The organism is Allosalinactinospora lopnorensis (assembly GCF_000981225.1).
Classification (GTDB): domain Bacteria; phylum Actinomycetota; class Actinomycetes; order Streptosporangiales; family Streptosporangiaceae; genus Allosalinactinospora; species Allosalinactinospora lopnorensis.
This window is the reverse complement of record NZ_LAJC01000024.1, coordinates 22,308-38,724: the sequence shown is the minus strand read 5'-3', so window position 1 is coordinate 38,724 and position 16,417 is coordinate 22,308. Positions and strand designations below refer to the sequence as shown.

The 16,417-nt window shown below is 70.5% G+C and carries 17 protein-coding genes; 7 read left to right on the top strand and 10 right to left on the bottom strand.

The annotated features are described in order from the left end of the window. Window positions 1-120 precede the first annotated feature (120 nt). Both katG and VS93_RS11005 read right to left on the bottom strand, forming a co-directional pair. On the bottom strand, window positions 121-2,352 hold the full coding sequence (katG, locus tag VS93_RS11010; protein WP_046469856.1) for a catalase/peroxidase HPI: 2,232 nt from the start codon (window positions 2,350-2,352) through the stop codon (window positions 121-123). 34 nt (window positions 2,353-2,386) lie between these two features. Beyond that, window positions 2,387-2,818 (bottom strand): Fur family transcriptional regulator, encoded by a 432-nt coding sequence (locus VS93_RS11005; RefSeq protein ID WP_046469855.1) that lies wholly within the window; start codon window positions 2,816-2,818, stop codon window positions 2,387-2,389. A 212-nt stretch (window positions 2,819-3,030) separates the two neighbouring features. Between VS93_RS11005 and VS93_RS11000 the strand changes: the two genes are divergently transcribed. Together VS93_RS11000 and VS93_RS10995 are read left to right on the top strand one after the other, a co-directional pair. Next, a complete protein-coding gene (locus VS93_RS11000) occupies window positions 3,031-3,633 on the top strand; it encodes a hypothetical protein (protein ID WP_046469854.1) in 603 nt (200 codons plus the stop codon). Between the two features lie 73 nt (window positions 3,634-3,706). Beyond that, on the top strand, window positions 3,707-4,399 hold the full coding sequence (locus VS93_RS10995) for a sigma-70 family RNA polymerase sigma factor (protein ID WP_082126806.1): 693 nt from the start codon (window positions 3,707-3,709) through the stop codon (window positions 4,397-4,399). 106 nt (window positions 4,400-4,505) lie between these two features. Here VS93_RS10995 and VS93_RS10990 read toward each other — a convergent pair whose 3' ends face one another. After that, window positions 4,506-5,057, bottom strand: a complete 552-nt coding sequence (locus VS93_RS10990) for a hypothetical protein (protein WP_052745683.1) — start codon at window positions 5,055-5,057, stop codon at window positions 4,506-4,508. 560 nt (window positions 5,058-5,617) lie between these two features. On the opposite strand from VS93_RS10990, the gene VS93_RS10985 reads away from it, so the two are divergent. Further along, on the top strand, window positions 5,618-6,670 hold the full coding sequence (locus tag VS93_RS10985) for a phosphatidylinositol-specific phospholipase C domain-containing protein (protein WP_046469853.1): 1,053 nt from the start codon (window positions 5,618-5,620) through the stop codon (window positions 6,668-6,670). A 183-nt stretch (window positions 6,671-6,853) separates the two neighbouring features. Here VS93_RS10985 and VS93_RS10980 read toward each other — a convergent pair whose 3' ends face one another. Both VS93_RS10980 and bla read right to left on the bottom strand, forming a co-directional pair. Beyond that, window positions 6,854-7,561, bottom strand: a complete 708-nt coding sequence (locus VS93_RS10980; RefSeq protein ID WP_082126805.1) for a class I SAM-dependent DNA methyltransferase — start codon at window positions 7,559-7,561, stop codon at window positions 6,854-6,856. A gap of 192 nt (window positions 7,562-7,753) precedes the next feature. Further along, entirely contained in the window at window positions 7,754-8,665 is a 912-nt protein-coding gene (gene bla, locus VS93_RS10975; RefSeq protein WP_046469887.1) for a class A beta-lactamase, read from the bottom strand. Window positions 8,666-8,793: 128 nt separating this feature from the next. Between bla and VS93_RS10970 the strand changes: the two genes are divergently transcribed. Beyond that, window positions 8,794-9,687, top strand: coding sequence for a LysR family transcriptional regulator (locus VS93_RS10970; protein WP_046469886.1), 894 nt, complete (start codon window positions 8,794-8,796; stop codon window positions 9,685-9,687). Next, window positions 9,684-10,589: a serine hydrolase gene (locus VS93_RS10965; RefSeq protein ID WP_046469852.1), complete on the top strand. Its 906-nt coding sequence runs from the start codon at window positions 9,684-9,686 to the stop codon at window positions 10,587-10,589. Before VS93_RS10970 ends, VS93_RS10965 begins: the two co-directional genes overlap by 4 nt. Window positions 10,590-10,591: 2 nt before the next feature. Here VS93_RS10965 and VS93_RS10960 read toward each other — a convergent pair whose 3' ends face one another. From VS93_RS10960 to VS93_RS10940, 5 genes are all read right to left on the bottom strand, one after another. Continuing rightward, a complete protein-coding gene (locus VS93_RS10960; protein WP_236700479.1) occupies window positions 10,592-11,890 on the bottom strand; it encodes a hypothetical protein in 1,299 nt (432 codons plus the stop codon). A gap of 98 nt (window positions 11,891-11,988) precedes the next feature. Beyond that, a complete protein-coding gene (locus tag VS93_RS10955) occupies window positions 11,989-12,381 on the bottom strand; it encodes a hypothetical protein (protein ID WP_046469851.1) in 393 nt (130 codons plus the stop codon). A 31-nt stretch (window positions 12,382-12,412) separates the two neighbouring features. Next, complete coding sequence (locus VS93_RS10950; RefSeq protein ID WP_156184780.1) at window positions 12,413-14,020, bottom strand: polymorphic toxin-type HINT domain-containing protein; 1,608 nt, start codon at window positions 14,018-14,020, stop codon at window positions 12,413-12,415. Next, entirely contained in the window at window positions 14,017-14,373 is a 357-nt protein-coding gene (locus tag VS93_RS10945) for a hypothetical protein (RefSeq protein ID WP_046469850.1), read from the bottom strand. The genes VS93_RS10950 and VS93_RS10945 overlap by 4 nt, the downstream gene beginning before the upstream one ends. Before the next feature lie 295 nt (window positions 14,374-14,668). Continuing rightward, window positions 14,669-15,079 (bottom strand): ATP-binding protein, encoded by a 411-nt coding sequence (locus tag VS93_RS10940; RefSeq protein WP_338022721.1) that lies wholly within the window; start codon window positions 15,077-15,079, stop codon window positions 14,669-14,671. A 225-nt stretch (window positions 15,080-15,304) separates the two neighbouring features. Between VS93_RS10940 and VS93_RS10935 the strand changes: the two genes are divergently transcribed. Both VS93_RS10935 and VS93_RS10930 read left to right on the top strand, forming a co-directional pair. Further along, entirely contained in the window at window positions 15,305-16,168 is an 864-nt protein-coding gene (locus tag VS93_RS10935; RefSeq protein ID WP_046469849.1) for a helix-turn-helix domain-containing protein, read from the top strand. Then, window positions 16,165-16,416, top strand: a complete 252-nt coding sequence (locus VS93_RS10930; protein ID WP_046469848.1) for a DUF397 domain-containing protein — start codon at window positions 16,165-16,167, stop codon at window positions 16,414-16,416. Before VS93_RS10935 ends, VS93_RS10930 begins: the two co-directional genes overlap by 4 nt. The last annotated feature ends 1 nt before the right edge of the window (window position 16,417 follow it).

Genomic DNA, 16,417 nt, shown 5'->3' with positions numbered 1-16,417 from the left:
GCCATCCGCTTGACCATCGCGCCGTAGCAGGGTTCCGGGGATCTCAGAAGGCGGGAGCCGGCCCGGCCGTGAGGGCCGGGCCGGCTCCCGCGCATGGGCTTCGGAGCCCTGAGGAGAGGATCAGGCGAGGTCGAACCGGTCGAGGTTCATCACCTTGTCCCATGCCGCGACGAAGTCGTTCACGAACTTCTCCTTCGCGTCGTCGGCCGCGTAGACCTCCGCGAGCGCGCGCAGCTCGGAGTTCGACCCGAAGACGAGGTCGGTGCGGCTACCGGTCCACAGCAGCTCGCCCGTGGCGTCGCTGCGGCACTCGAAGGTCTCGGAGGTCTCATCGGTCGGCTTCCACGTGGCGCCCAGGTCGAGCAGGTTCGCGAAGAAGTCGTTCGTCAGCGTCCCCGGCGCCGTGGTAAGAGCGCCCAGCTCCGAGTCCTGGAAGTTCGCGCCCAGGACCCGCAGACCGCCGACGAGGACCGTCATCTCCGGGGCGCTCAGGGTGAGGAGGTTCGCCTTGTCGATGAGGAGGTACTCCGCCGGAAGGCGGTGACCCTTGCCGAGGTAGTTGCGGAACCCGTCCGCGGCCGGCTCCAGGTGGGAGAAGGACTCCACGTCGGTCTGCTCCTGGGTGGCGTCGCCGCGGCCCGGAGTGAAGGGGACCTCGATGTCGTAGCCGGCGGACTTGGCGGCCTGCTCGACCCCCACGCAGCCGGCGAGGACCACCAGGTCGGCGAAGGAGACCTGCTTGCCGCCGGTCTGGGCGGCGTTGAAGGACCGCTGGATGCCCTCAAGGGTGCGCAGCACGGTCGCGAGCTTCTCGGGCTCGTTGACCTCCCAGGCGCTCTGCGGCTCAAGGCGGATGCGGCCACCGTTGGCGCCGCCGCGTTTGTCGCTGCCGCGGAACGACGATGCCGCCGCCCACGCGGTGGAGACCATCTGCGCGACGGTCAGGCCGGAGTCGAGGATCCGGGCCTTCAGGCTCGCGATCTCCTCAGCGCCGACGAGCTCGTGGTCCGGCGTGGGGATCGGGTCCTGCCACAACAGCTCCTCAGACGGCACCTCCGGGCCGAGGTAGCGCACGATCGGGCCCATGTCGCGGTGGGTCAGCTTGAACCACGCGCGGGCGAAAGCGTCCGCGAACTCGTCGGGGTTCTCCATGAAACGCCGCGAGATCGGCTCGTAGACCGGGTCGAACCGGAGCGCCAGGTCGGTGGTCAGCATGGTCGGAGCGTGCTTCTTCGACGGGTCGTGGGCGTCGGGGACTGTGCCCTCACCCGCGCCGTCCTTCGGCTTCCACTGGTGCGCGCCCCCCGGGCTCTTGGTCAGCTCCCACTCGTAGCCGAACAGGTTCGCGAAGAAGCCGTTGCTCCACTGCGTCGGCGTGGTGGTCCAGGTGACCTCCAGGCCGCTAGTGATCGCGTCGCCGCCCTTGCCGGTGCTGTGGCTGTTCTGCCAGCCCAGGCCCTGGGCCTCGATCGGGGCGGCCTCGGGGTCGGGGCCGAGGTGGCTGTCGGGAGCCGCACCGTGGGTCTTGCCGAAGGTGTGACCGCCGGCGATCAGCGCGACCGTCTCCTCGTCGTTCATCGCCATCCGGCCGAAGGTCTCGCGGATGTCGCGGGCGGCGGCCAGCGGGTCCGGGTTGCCGTTCGGACCCTCCGGGTTGACGTAGATGAGGCCCATCTGGACCGCGGCCAGCGGCTTCTCGAGCTCCCGGTCGCCCGTGTAGCGCTCGTCGTCGAGCCAGCCGGTCTCGGGGCCCCAGTAGACGTCCTCGTCGGGCTCCCAGACGTCCTCACGGCCGCCGGCGAAGCCGAAGGTCTTGAAGCCCATCGACTCCAGCGCCACGTTGCCGGCGAGGATCATCAGGTCCGCCCACGAGATCCTGCGGCCGTACTTCTTCTTGACCGGCCACAGCAGCCGACGGGCCTTGTCGAGGTTCCCGTTGTCCGGCCAGCTGTTGAGCGGCGCGAACCGCTGCTGGCCGGCGCCACCGCCGCCGCGGCCGTCGCTGACGCGGTAGGTGCCCGCGCTGTGCCAGGCCATCCGGATCATCAGCGGGCCGTAGTGGCCGAAGTCGGCCGGCCACCAGTCCTGCGAGGTGGTCAGCACCTCGGCGATGTCCCGCTTCACGGCGGCGAGGTCGAGGGTCGTGAACTCTTCGGCGTAGTTGAACTCCCCGCCCATGGGGTCGGCCACGGCGGGGTTCTTGGCGAGGATCTTCAGGTTGAGCCGGTTCGGCCACCAGCCGCGGTTGCCGCCGCCCTGGGTGGGGTGCGGGGCGCGACCGTGCGCGACCGGGCAACCGCCTCCGCTCTCCGCCTTCGCGGCGTCGGCGACTGCATCGTGGCTTTCGGACATGGGCATCCTTCCGGACAGGGAGGAACAGTGTGATTCAGAAACTGCGTGTGTTGGAACAGTCGGGGCACAGGCCCCAATAGACGACCTCGGCCTCGTCGATCGAGAAGCCGTGGTCCTCAGACGCGTTCAGGCACGGTGCATGGCCGACGGCGCAGTCGATGTCGGCGATGGCGTCGCACGACCGGCACACGACATGGTGGTGGTTGTCCCCGACCCGCGTCTCGTAGCGGGCCACGGAGCCCCGCGGCTGGATGCGCCGCACCAGTCCCGCGCTGGTCAGCGCCTTGAGCACGTCGTAGACGGCCTGGTGGGACACCGTACCGAGATTCCCACGCACGACGCCGATGATCGACTCCGTGTCGGCGTGCGGATTGTCGTGTACGGCGGACAGCACCGCTATCCGGGGGCTCGTCACCCGCAGCGCGACCTCGCGGAGCATGCGCTCGAAGTCCGAGGGCGTTGGCATGCCCCGAAGTCTGGCGCCTTTTCTGGAATAAGTCAAAAGTAGCGGGTGAACCCGCGCCGGCAGGCCGAGTGGGCCGGAACCCGTACCGCCTGGAGCACCCGGCGAACCATCGACCGGCGGGAGCACCCCGCCGTCTCGCCGTCCGCGGGCCAGAGCCGGAACCACCCGGGTGCTCCCGCCGTTCGTGCGCGCGGTGCGACAATGGGACCGTCATGCCAGCATCGGCCGGGTTCCGTCTGCCGCGTGCCGGCGTGTTCGCCACCGTATGCGTGAGCGTGTCGGTGGGGGGCCACGCCGCCGCCTCGGATACCCCTGTCCCGGTTTTGGGCGTGGTCGCGGGCTTCCTCCTCGTACTGGGAATGGCCTGGGGCGCGACCATCAGGGAGTGCCGCTACGGCACGGTCCTGGCCTGGATGCTGTGGGGCCAGCTCGCCCTGCACCTCGTTTTCCACCGAGCCCAGCGGCTCTCGTCGGTGTCCGAGCCCGAGGAGCCCTCCCCCGCACATCTCGCGCGCCATCCGCCCGCGACGGGTGGCGAGGCCGACGGGTCGCCGGTGTTGATGCTGCTCGCACACATCGCGGCGGCGATGGTCACCGCATGGTGGCTGCGCCGCGGCGAGGCGGCCGCTTTCGCTCTGGCCCGTGCACTGCGCATGCTGCTGACGCCCCCGCTGGTGCAGCCGCGGTTGTCGCCGTGTACTCCGGCCCCGGTCGTGGTGCCCGCAGCGACGGCTGACTCCCCTGCGCTGTACGGCACCGTACTACCCTACGTACGCACGTTGCGAGGGCCACCGCTTCGGACGGGTACCCGCTGATTCCTTTCCCCTGCCGCCGTGGAACCACCACGCGGCGGTAGCGAGCTGTCCTTTTCCGAAGAGGTGAACACGCATGTATGTCCAATCTTTCACCGGCGCCGCGGCCACCAGATCGCGACCAGCGCGCCCCTTCCCGCCGACCGTCGAACGCGACGCCCCGGTACCGGCCCGGCCGTCTCGTCGGACCGGAACGGGCGCCGGCGATGACCAGGCGGTCACCGCGCTGGCGTTCGCGGCCCGCCGCGGCGAGGCGAACGCGATGGAGGCCTTCGTACGCGCCACCCGCGGCGACGTGTGGCGTTTCGTGGCCTCCCTGACGGATGTCGAGTCCGCCGACGACCTGACCCAGGAGACCTACGTCCGGGTCCTGCGCGGTCTCGCGCGGTTCGCCGGACGCGCTCACGCACGGACCTGGCTGATCGCCATAGCCCGGCGCGTCGTGGTGGACCACTACCGAACGCGGGCCGCGCATCCCACGATCGCCGGCACCGACTGGCAGCTCGTGCTCGACGAGCGTCCCCGGAACGAGAACCCGCGCTTCGACGAGGAGTTCGCTCTCCTGGAACTGCTGAAGACGCTGCCCGGCGAACAGCGCGGAGCGTTCCTCCTCACCCAGGTGGCGGGCTTTCCCTACCGGGAGGTCGCCGCGATGACCGACTGCCCGGTGGGCACGGTGCGTTCGCGAGTGGCGCGCGCCCGCCGGGGCATCACCACCGCCCTACGGTCCGTCCACTCCCTCTCAGAAGACGCGTCCCCTTCCGCCTGACCCGGACCAGCGCCGGGCACGGTACTGCGCGGCTCGGGTGGTGCGGCCACACCGCACCACCCGAGCCTTGCCCCGGCGACACGCGTCGGCGGCTCCTGCCGGCGCGTTATTCGGCCCCCTCATCGTGCCCGTGGGATCCGTCCGCCTCGGCGCCGTCGACCTGATGCTCGGCCTGCACGGGTTCGCCCTCGGCCGCCCATGCGGTGTGGTCATTGGCGGTGAGCATCACCGTCAGGGTCCGCTCCTCTCCGGCGACCGCTTCAGCGGGGAGGTGGAACCAGGGGCCGTACACCCGGGCGTACTTCTCGCCGTCGATGTAGAGGTGGGCGTGCCCCTGGCCGCCCTGCGCGTCACCGCCGCTCTCTTCCGGCGTGAATTCGAACCCCTCGGTGGCGAGGTGCAGGTCCCACCCATCGTGGGCATCGGGCTCCACCTCAAGCTCGACGGACGGAGCCTCTTCCGCGGGGACCTCCCGCAGCTTGTGACCGTCCGGGGTGGTCTCCGACAGCACCTCTCCGGCGGACGGTTCCTGCTTCTGTCCTTCCTGTCCTTCATCCTGGGCATCGGCGCCGGGCTCGCCGGCGCAGCCGCTCACAGCGACCAGTGCGAATCCCGCGGCGACGGGAAGCGAGCGAACACCCCTACGACCGAACCTCATCAGCGACCGTCTTTCTTCTTCCTTTTCCCTGTGGCCGTGAACGGTCGCTCCTCCGGAACCGCGGATCCCATCCTGAGCTGCGGGGACACGAAAGCCGCCGCAGTGTTCCACGACCGGGGAGCGATACGCCCGGGACCGGTAGCCGCCCCGGCACGAACATGGCGCGCGGACCGCCTGCCGGACCGCCGGGCCTTCCTTCACCACACAAGTCGGAAGCCCGCGCGGATAAGTTCCCGCTCGCTCCCGATTCCGGCTGTTCCGGGAAAGGGCGGCCGGGCCGCCGGCGATGGCGTGCCGGATGCGGTCGCGCATCGCGGCGATCCTCCCGGCGGGGATCTCCGGTCAGCGTGCCGCGCCTGCGCTGAACGGCAGACCGGCCCCTGACCGGCGTTCGAGCCGTGTCGAGGAAGACGACTCGCCTGCGCCCCGTACGTGTTGCCATGGGCGGAATGGCACAGGGGGGCTTTCGTCGCGCCGCGCCGAATGGCACGATATGTGACCCCCCGCACACCCTCCGAACCGATCCCCCTCCCTCCCCTCGTCTTTCCTAAGGAAGTTCCATGCCGCTCGCGCGATCCATATCGCTGGTGTCCGCCACTTCCGCGTTTCTCCTCCCCCTCCTCTCTCCCGGGACCGCCGCCGCCGAACCGCTGCCCCGCGCCGGTTCCCTCTCTCTCGCGGCGAGCACGTCCGTGGGCGTGCACAACGCCTACGAGAAGAGCAAGTTCGGCTACTTCGCCGACGCACTCGGCTCCGGGGCGGGGCTGCTGGAATTGGACGTGTGGACCGACGACCTCACCGGGGAGTGGCGTGTCAACCACGACCTCATCGGGCGCCAGAACAACTGCGTCGGCGCCGCCGCCCCCGGCGAGCTGCGCCGGGGTAACGGCAACGGCGACCTCGCCGACTGCTTCCGCGATATCCGCACCTGGCACGACGCCAATCCGGAACACCGGCCGATCCAGCTCAAGATCGAGATGAAGGACGGCTTCTACGGCAAGGGCGGACTCGGGCCCGCCGAGTTCGACGCGCTGGCGGGCGAGATCCTCGGCGACGCCCTGTTCCGGCCCGCTGACCTGCTCGCCGGTGCGGGCGGAGGGCACACGACGCTCGACGACGCCGCCAGGACCGCGGCCTGGCCGGCCCGTGACACGCTCGCCGGGAAAGTGCTCATCGAGCTGATCCCCGGCACGTTCGAGCAGAAAAACCCGTTCGACGACCTGTGGACCGACGAGGAGTACGGCACGCACCTGCGCGACCTGGTCGCGGCCGATGACATCGGCCGCGCGACCGCGTTCCCCGCCGTGCTCGGCGCGCAGGCGGGCGACCCGCGCGAACGGTACGACGAGGACCTGCGGCCGTGGTTCGTGGTGTTCGACGGCAGCGCGCGCTCCTACGTCGACGGGATCGACACCGCGTGGTACGCCGACAACGGCTACCTGCTGGTGATGACGAGCGGCCACGCCGTCGAGCCGGCCATCGACGCCAGCGATCCCTCCGAGCAGGAGGCCGCCGACCGGGTGGCGCTGCTGGCCGAGGCGAACGCGACAACGATCACCAGCGACTGGAGCCGACTGCAGGGAGTGCTGTCGATGGTGCTGCCGCGCGGCTGACCGCGGGCGCCCCGGCGGCGGGCGGGTCCGGTCCGGCTGCCGGGCCCGTCCCCTCCGGCAGCGCCGGGTGCCTCCCGGCGCCGCCGGTACCGCTTCCTCATCACGGCGGGTCTTCGCCCGCGCCGGGAGAGGTCTGGTATGCCGCCCCCGGCCGCGAACCGGAGGTTCGCATGCGCATCGGGGCTATGCGTGCCCGTGCTCCGCGGCCCCGGCGGGTTTCTCCCAGATGGAGACGTGCTGGCGGCTGAGGCTCGTGAAGGGCTCCCGCGTCCATCCGTCCCACCGCTCGCGCAGGCGCAACCCGGCGATCTGGGCCATCAGGTCGAGTTCGGCGGGCCACACGTACCGGAAGGGAATCGACCGGTACTCGCCGCGCCCGTCGACGACCTCGACGTAGTTCGAGCTCATCGCCTGGGTGGCGACATCGTAGAGGTCGAACGCCCACTGTGTCGGGCTCACGTGGAACGGTACGGCGACCTGCCCCTCCGGAAGCCTGCGCAGATCGGGGACCCCGACCTCGATGACGAAGCGGCCCCCGGGCTCAAGGTGGGCCGCGGCGTTGCGGAAGCAGGCCACCCGCGCCGCCTGCGTCGTCAGATTCATGATCGTGTTGAAGACCAGGTAGGCGACGGAGAACGTCCCCTCCACCCCTGTCGTCGCGAAGTCGCCGATCATCACACCGATCGCGTCGCCGCCCGGCTTGGCGCGCAGCCGGGCGACCATCGCCCGGGACAGGTCGATGCCGTGGACCGGAACGCCGCGGCGTGCCAGCGGCAGCGCGACCCGCCCTGTCCCGATGCCCAGTTCCAGGGCCCGGCCGCCGCCGGCCAGCCGCTCCAGGACGTCGACCGCCGGATCCACGACGCCCGGCTCGAACCTCTCCGCCGACATCTCGTCGTACTTCGCCGCGATGCGTTCCCGAAGTAGCCGTCCTCGTCGTCCATGCCCGGACCCTAACGCGGAGGACCTGCGCGGCGCTGCTGATTTTTCGGTCGGTGTGACGGCCGGGCCGCCCGCCGGTGTTCCGCGGTGCCCCGGACCGCGGGCGCCGGCCCGCGAAGGACCGGCGCCCGCGGAGGGCCGCTAGCGCAGCGCGTCGGCGGCGACCGCCGCGGCCTCGGCGATGAGCGCGTCCTCGGACTCGGCGTCCTCCCCGTCCCTGCTGGACAGGACCGCCAGCACGATCGGGTCACCGTCGGGGGGCCACAGCACGGCGATGTCGTTGCGCGTCCCGTAGCCCGCGCTCCCGGTCTTGTCGCCGACCTCCCAGCCGTCGGGAATCCCCGCGCGGATCAGGTCGCCGCCGGTCGTGTTCTCCAGCAGCATCTCCCGGAGCAGGGTCCGCTTCTCCTCGGGCAGGGGGTCGCCGAGCACGTACTCGCGCAGGTCCGCGGCCAGCGCCTCCGGCGTGCTGGTGTCCCGGGTGTCGCCGGGAGCGGCCTCGTTCAGCCCGGTCTCCCGGCGGTCCGCCTGTGTGGTGTCGTCGCCGATCTCCACCAGAGCGTCCTGCAGCCCCTGCGGCCCGCCGAGTTCGTCGAACAGGAGGTTGGCGGCGGTGTTGTCACTGTAGCGGATGGCGGCGTCGCACGCCTCCAGCAGGGTCATCCCGGTGTCGACGTGCTCCTCGGTGATGGGCGAGTACTCCACCAGGTCCTCGGCGCCGTAGCCGACGACCTCCTCCAGTTCCGCAATGGACCGGCGCTCCATCACGGCACCGCAGGCCAGCGGCTTGAAAGTGGACGCGTAAGCGAACCGCTCATCGGAGCGGTGGGCGACGTCGAGGCCGGTGCCCGTGTCCAGGGCGTAGACCCCGAGCCGGGCGTCGAACTCCTCCTCCAGCCGTTCGAACTCCGCCGCGTACGGCGCCTCGCTCGACTGCGCCGCCGAATCGTCGGAGGGAGACGCGTCCGGGGCCGCCGCGCACCCCGCGAGCGGGCTCACGGCGATCGCCGCCAGAGCCGCGAACGCGGCGCGACGAGCAGGTCTGTACAGCATGATCAAGCCTTCCTGTCCTTGGATCGGACGGGCCCCGGGAAACCCTGCGCAGCAGTCTCGCCTCCGCGGCCGATACTGTCGAAGACGCAAATGGGCCGATCCATGCGGAACCGGCATAATCTGTGGCCATGGATCTCGTCGGCGCCTGCAGGGCGTTCGTTCATGTGAGCGAGAAGGGCAGTTTCACCCAGGGCGCCGCGGCCGCGCGGGTCCCCCAGCCGGTGGCCAGCCGCCGCATCGCGGCCCTGGAGAAGCACCTCGGAGCGCGGCTCTTCGACCGCTCCGCGCGGCGGGCCGTCCTCACCCCCTTCGGCCGCGACATGCTGCCCTCGGCGCGGCGCCTGGTCCGGCTGGCCGAGGCCATGGAAGACGCCGCGGAGCAGGCCAGGCGCACTCCTTTACGCGTCGCTGTGCCCGACACCTGTTCCACGCTGGACCTGGCGCGGCTGGACGCCGAGGCGCGCCGCCACGGCATCCACCTCGACCTCCATACGGCGCCTCCCGACGCGCGGGCCGAGCTCCTGCGCTCCCAGGACGTCCGAGCCGCCCTCATCGCGGTTCCGCCGGACGAGGCCGCGTGGCGCGTCCCGCTGGGCCTGGCGAGCGTGTCCCCGCCCGGTGCGGACGTCGTGTACATCGAGACCCTCCGTGTCGGCCGCGCCGATGTCGGCCGGCGACCGCGCCGCGTATGGATCCAGCCCGAGGACGACGTCCCGCACATCAGGGACCGGGTGACCCGGATCCGCGACGCGGTGGGCCTCCGCCCCGCGCAGGTGGCGGTCGCACACACCCTCGCGGCGGCGACGGCCGAGATCCTGGGCTCGGACGACCTCCTCCTGGCGTCCGCCGGGCAGGCCGAGGAACTGGGGCTGCACTGGTGCCCCATGGGGGAGGCCGCCCTCACCCGCGGTCTCGATGTCGCCACCGCCGGCGGCGAGGACCCGGAACGCCTGCGCACCGCGTTACGGGAGGGCATCGCCCGCTGCATTGGCGCGGTGGACCGGGACGGGGCGGGGCTGTGAGGGCCGAGGCGTTCCTCCGAGAACTGCGCGAGACGCTCGACGGCGCCGGACTGCGCGGGTCGTTCCTCGTGCGGGACCTGAACACCGGACACGAGCTCGGTATCGAGCCCGACCTCGAGTTCCCCACCGCATCACTCGTGAAGGTCCCCCTCGCGATCGCCACCCTCGACCGTATCCGCAGGGGGGAGCTGGACGGTGCCGCGGAGGTCCGGGTGCGGCCAGGGCACAACACCGTCCCCGGCCCGGTGGGGCTCGGCCGGTTCCGGCACCCGGCGCGCGTCGCGGTCGAGGACCTGATCTACCTGAGCATGGCGGTCAGCGACAACACCGCCGCCGACATCCTGTTCACGCTCACCCCGCCGGGCGACGTCGCAGGCGCGCTGAGGGGACTGGGACTGAACGGGATCACCGTCCGCAACACCCTGCGCGACCTCAGCGAGACACCGCAGGAGCGGCTCGCCCCCGCCGATGCGCACCTCGCCCACATCCTGGCCATCGAGGCGGGGACGGCCGGGCGCGGACACAGCGTGCCGCAACTCGACGTGACCCGCGCCAGCTCCGGGACCGCCCGGGCCTACGTCGAACTGCTCCAAGCACTGTGGCTGCCCTCGGCCATCGCTCCCGGGATCGCCGAACAGGTCCGCGACCTCATGGCCGCCAACGTCCTGCGGCAGCGGCTCTCGCCGGACTTCAGCTCCGACACCTCCCGGTGGTCGTCCAAGACCGGGACCCTGCTCAACCTCCGCCACGAGATCGGCGTCGTCGAGCACGCCGACGGCCGGCTGTTCGCGGTCGCGGCGCTGACGGAGTCGCGTGTCTCCGCCGCCGCCCAGCCCGAGGCCGAAGCCGTGATGGGAGGCGTCGCACGCCGGCTCCGCGACCACCTGCGGGCGAACGCCTGAATTCAGGAAGCGGCCGGGGCCGGGCGCCGCCAAGCGCGGGCGGCGGCGTAGCAGAGCGGAAGGAGCACGGCGGCGGTGGCGATGTGCCAGGGCAGCCGCCATCGGCCAAGGCCCTGGTCAGTGGCCACCGGACCGGGGGCGGCGTGCTCACCGCCGGCGGTGAGCGACCAGACCAGGAACACGTCGCCCACGGGGAGCAGTCCGCCCGCGTAGCGGCGCTTCCCTCCGGTCTCGATGGCCATGCCGGTGGCCTCGGCCAGGCCGGTGAGCGCGGCGGCGGCCCGCTCATCGCCGAAGAGCACCGCGTCGCCCAGCGCGACAGCGCTCGCCGACGCCGACAGGCCGAGGATGAGCGGCCCGGAGTCGACGTCGCCCGGTGAGTCGTCGCCGCGCGGGTGCTCGCGGATCCCGGGCACCATCCCGATCTCGGAACCGAAGAGAGTTCGGAAGGCGCGGTAGTCCTCGGCGGCCCATTCCGGGTCGACCTCCGCGAGGAAGCGCAGCAGCAGGCTCTGCGAACTGCCCCGAGCCCCCTGCGCGGGTTCACCCGTGGCCGGATCGGCGGCGTGCGGTACCAGGCCGGTGCCGGGGTCGAGGCGGTCGCGGACGGCGCGGGACCACCGTTGGACGACCTGCGCGTGCTCGTCCGCGCCGCGCACCCGGTCGTCCAGGGTCAGCGCCGCGACGGCCACCACGCTGTCCACCGGCCATGCCTGGCCCGGGTAGGCGGCGAGGTAGGGGCTCCCGCGCTCCAGCGCGGCCTCGAAAGCGCCGCGCAGCTCGCTCGCGTCCGCGTGCAGCGCCTCGGCTTCGGCGGGCGCGCGCCCCGGCCCGCCGGACAGCTCAACGATCCGCCCCCGCAGCCAGGCCGTCCAGCCCGCGTGGAAGACGCCGTAGGGCGGGTCGGCGTCAGCGGGGAAAGGGGCGGTGCCCTCGGCGGATTCCAGCCGCTCCAGCGCCCAGCGGGCCTCGCTGAGCGCCCGGCCGCGCTGACCGGGCTCGACAGAGCCGACGTTGACCCAGCTGAGGCCGTAGAGCGCGTGGGTGAAGAAGTAGCCCTCGGGGAAGAGCCGCTGCATCCGCTCCCCCGCCCCCGTTTCCAGTTCCGCCCGCAGGAACGCGAGCCGGGGCAGCGCGTCGGCGGCGACCTCGGCGCCGCTCCGCTGCAAGGGCGAGGGGGTGTAGGAACGGACGGTGGACAGCGTGACCACCCCCGTCGAGGCCAACGCGGCCAGGGCGAGCACGACGGCCGCCACCGCCCGCCACGGCGGTCTGCGGACGCGGGAGAGGTAGGGGGGCATCCGGTCGGCCATCCTTGTCCGAGCAGGGGCGGAGGTCGCCGCTTCGTTCTTTCCCAAACGGGAGAAGGCCCGATTTGGACGCCGCGGGAAGCGCGGATTCAACGCGTTTCGCGTAGGCGGGTGACAAGAGCGCTGACTTCTGCCGGGGAAAACCCCGTACGAGTGTGTGTTTCGGCGTCCCCAAGGCGCTCGCGGACCGTTTCGAGCCCGGCGAGGACCGACTCGACCATCGTGCTCCGAAACGACAGGGTCACCGATCCAGGGGCGACGCTTACCAGCCTCACACGGTCGCTCCGGCCGACTTCGGGGACGCGTTCCAGCCGCGTTCGTGCGTAGCCGCGGATCTCGCGCAGAAAACCGAGCAGCTCGTGCAGGGTTTCAATCCCTGCACGCGGTGGCCCCTCCCCCAGTCCGTACTCCCGTATATTCGGGGACTCCTTGGACATCTGGAAGAGGAGGGAGAACTCGTCGTCGGACAGGCGAAGCGTCACCCAGTCTCCGCTTCCGTTCAACGTGGTGTTCCTACTCCAATTCCTCGAAATAGGTCCTTCCCTCGGAAGGAGTGAAGACCGTGCCGCCGTGAGGCGCTCCCGGATCCTCGATGACCACAGCTCCCGTGTCGTTGTCCCAGTACGCGGTCCGACCGCCGCGAAGCCCGTACCGTACTTCGAGGTTGGGAAGATCCTCGTTCAACACGTTGTCGACGTAGTCAGCGAGTCTTTCGGGAGGTACCCCATCGACGTGATGGTCCAGTGCTCCCTCGTTGAAACGATCGTTGGCATGGTCGGCGATCGATTCGGCCTCGGGACAAGGACCGTCATTGTGGACGAGGGCATCCGCGCCCCCTGTTCCTACATAGTAGGTGTGCAGGTCGTTGACGGTGAGGTTGTGGACGTGCTGGTCGGGGAGGGTGCGGGTCTCGGTGGCGGTGACCTGGGACCAGGTGCCGGCGGAGGTGCGTAGCCAGGTGCCGGGGGTCAGGTCGATGGCCCTGACCCACGCGCCGGTCTCCGGCGCCCAGAAAGGGTGGGCGTCGGTGGCGGTGAGGGTGCCGGTCGCGCCTGTCGCGGTGTCGGTGATGGTGAGGTCGACCAGGGTTTTCCCGCCGCCGCTGTTGTGCAGGTGGGTGACCTCGCGAGGGCCTTCCCGCCCGGTGACCGGGTTGAACGCCCATACCTCGTCGCCAACGCCGATGTCCTCGATCGGGGCGGTGGAACCGTCGGCGAGAAGCACCGGGGTGCCGGGCACGAAGCTGTTGCCCGCGCAGCCGGCGTTGTTCCGGTTCTCCTCGTCCTCGTTCTTCTGATCGTTTTCGTCGCGCTGGCCGCTCCCGTTGTCGGAGTCGCTGCCGCCCTGGGGGCTGTCGGATCCGCCGCTGGGGCCGGGTACCTTGCCGGTGGCCTTGAACAGGGTCTGGAACGCCTTGGCGATCCAACCCGGCCCGGGGACGAAGAGAGTACCGATCTCCCACAGGCCGTAGCCGATGACCTCGGCCCAGTCGCCGCGCTGCCAGGCATCGCGCAGCTCCTCGCTGAGCAGGAGGCCCAAGGGGTCCTCGACCAGGCCCTCGATCATCCCGCCCACGGCTTCGGCCGGGTTGGTGATCAGTTCCCGGATACCGGTGAGACCGCCGGTGACGTCGTCGGAGATGGCCCGGCCGAGCGCGCCGAGGACATCGCCCACCGGGCCCAGGTCCAGGTCGTCGGGGTGGGCGTCCTCTCCCGGGGCGAGGTGCAGGTCGTCGTCGGTGGGGTCCTGCCCGGTCTCGTCCACCGTGCGCTGGAAGCCGTAGGCGGTATCGTCCAGCCCTTCGCCGGTGTCGTAGTTGGGCGCGTCCTCGGGCAGGTAGGGGGATCCCGCAGCGTAGTCCGAGGATCCGTCCGCGGGAGCGGTCGGCGCGCCCCCTTCCCCGGAAGGGTCCGCACCGTCCGGTTCGGCCCCGGCGACCTCGCTCACGGCGTCCTCGACCAGGCCGGCCACCCGGCCCGGGATGCCGGCGTTGAGCACGACGTTGGCGATGGCGGCCACCAGGAGGATGACAGCGGCGTACTCGATCATGCCCGCGCCGCGCTCGGAGTCGTGGATGCCGCGCAGCACCCCGCCGCGGCGTTCGCAGTGGCGCGACCTCACGAGAGGTGCTCGCGCGAGGGCGCGCGCAGCACGAACGTCAGGATCAGGATCGGCAGGGCCAGGTTGACCAGGCCCTGCGGCTCACCGTTGCCGATGCGCCCCAGGGCGAGGAAGAGCAGGAACGCCTGGAAGACCACGATCGCCACCAGCGTCCCGCGCCGGCCGGCGGGCAGCCGCAGTCCCAGCACCAGCGCGAGGATCCCGGGCGCGGCGATCCAGAGAAGGGTCCCGAAGGATTCAGGGGTCGGCTCCATGATGATGAGAGCGCCGGTGACCTGCAGCCCGACAGCCCCGGCGAGCACGAACAACAGCACACGGGCGACTTTGAGTGAGGACGGCAGAGCGCGTGGCACGGGAGAACCTCATGGCGGGAAAGGGGGAGACACGGCGCATAGCGCCGCAAATCGTCACAGTGTGTAAATGCTAGAGCGTGGTGGGTACCCGCTCAAAGCCCAGGGCCGGACCCGGCCACCGCACCATCGCCGATCATGGAGGAGGTGCCGGATTAGGCGGCGTTCCAGGTACTGTCGGCCAGGTCGTAGGCGAGGAAGAACCACACGTGGCGGTGGGAGGGTCGGCCGTTGTCGCCCCAGGCGGTGGCGAAGGCGTCCACCAGGGCCAGGCCGCGCCCGGCCGGGGCGAGGGGGTTCAGCCATCGGGGTCGGGGGCCAGGTAGTGGCGTTGGCGGTGGTCGTAGTGGTGGTCGTCGATGGCGCCGCCGTCGCGGCAGGTCAGGGTCAGCCCGGTGGGTGAGCGGTCCACCCGCAGCGTGTAGGTGCCGCCGGGCCGGCCCGAGCGCGAGTGCCGGAGGGCGTTGGCGGCCAGCTCCGAGCCCAGCAGGTCGAACAGGTAACGGTACTCGGGGTTCTGGTCGGCGGCACAGGAGCGCAGGAAGGCGTGCACCAGCGGGAACAGCACCACGTTGCCCCAGAAGTCGAAGGCGCGGCGGGTGAAGGGCACCGGCTCGGCGATGAAGTAGTGCTTCTTCTGCCAGGGCACCACCAGATCAAGCGGAACCGTGACGGAGGGTAGCTGCAACGGGGCAGCCCAAACAGACATGCGGACTCCTTGGAGACGAGCCAGAAGGCAGAGGAGAGTAGCCGGAGAGACAGGCGGCGCCCGCGTTTCGGTCCGTTGGCCGGACAGCACGGCGGGCGACCAGTAGCGTGATCACCAACAACCCGGGGTGACGCGACGGTGACCAGGTGCACATTAAAGCCAACTCTACTTCGTAGAGTTTTCAAGTCTGTTTGCTACGAAGTAGCGATCGATTAAGGTAGTCCCATGCGTTCACCACATAGCCCCACGCTTCGCCTCCGCCGTCTTGCCACCAAGCTCCGCCAGGCACGCGAGAGCGCCAGACTCACGACCAGCCAGGTCGGAGCGGAGTTGAAGTGGAGTTCCGGCAAGGTCAGCAAGATGGAGACCACCGAGACCAAGCGCATCAGCGCCGCTGATCTCGACAAGCTCATGGACCTCTACAAGGTCCATGACACCGCCAAACGAGAGGCCATGCAAGCGCTGGCCCGCGACGCCAAGGAGCGCGGCTGGTGGTCGAAGTATCGTGAAGTCTTCGGAGCCCAAGCACTGCCGGATTTCGAGGCTGAAGCCTCGGCCATCCGCAGCTTCGAAGGACTCGTCATTCCGGGGCTGCTCCAGACCCCCGAATACGCCGAGGCGCTCTTCCAAGGAGGCCGCTACACCGGCCCTGAGGACATCGAACGCCGCGTCGAAGCTCGGATGGCCCGCCGGAACATCCTGACCGAGTTCAACCCCGTGCGGTTCCGGGTCGTCATGGACGAAGCAGCACTGCACCGCATGATCGGCGGCCCACAGGTCATGGCGGCCCAGATGCGGCACCTGCTCTACATGGCCAAGCTGCCCAACATCGACATCCAGCTACTCCCGTTCGAAGCGGGGTCCCATGCGGCGCTCGTCGCCCCGTTCAGTATCTTGGAGTTCCCCGACCGCGTGAACCCACCGATCGTCCACGTGGACACCGTCACCGATTCTGTGTTCTTCGAACAACCCGGCGACGTGGAGCGGTACAGCGCAACATTCGGCGACATCCAAGGCACCGCCATCAGCACCGCGCAGACCGCCAAGTTCATCAGCGACCTAGTCAAAGCCCTAGAGAGCAGACAATGACCGACGCGTTAGTCTTCCGCAAGAGCAGCTACAGCGGACAGGCTCCCAACTGTGTCGAAGTGGCCCACATCCCCGCTTCCTTCCGCAAGAGCGGCTACAGCGGCGTCAACGGCGACTGCGTCGAGGTCGCCGATCTCCCCTCCGGTGCCGCCCTGCGCGACTCCAAGCAACCCGAGGCCGGGCACCTCGCTTTCCCCGCCGCCGAGTGGGACGCCTTCCTCACCGCCGCCCGGGACGGGGAGCTGTAGT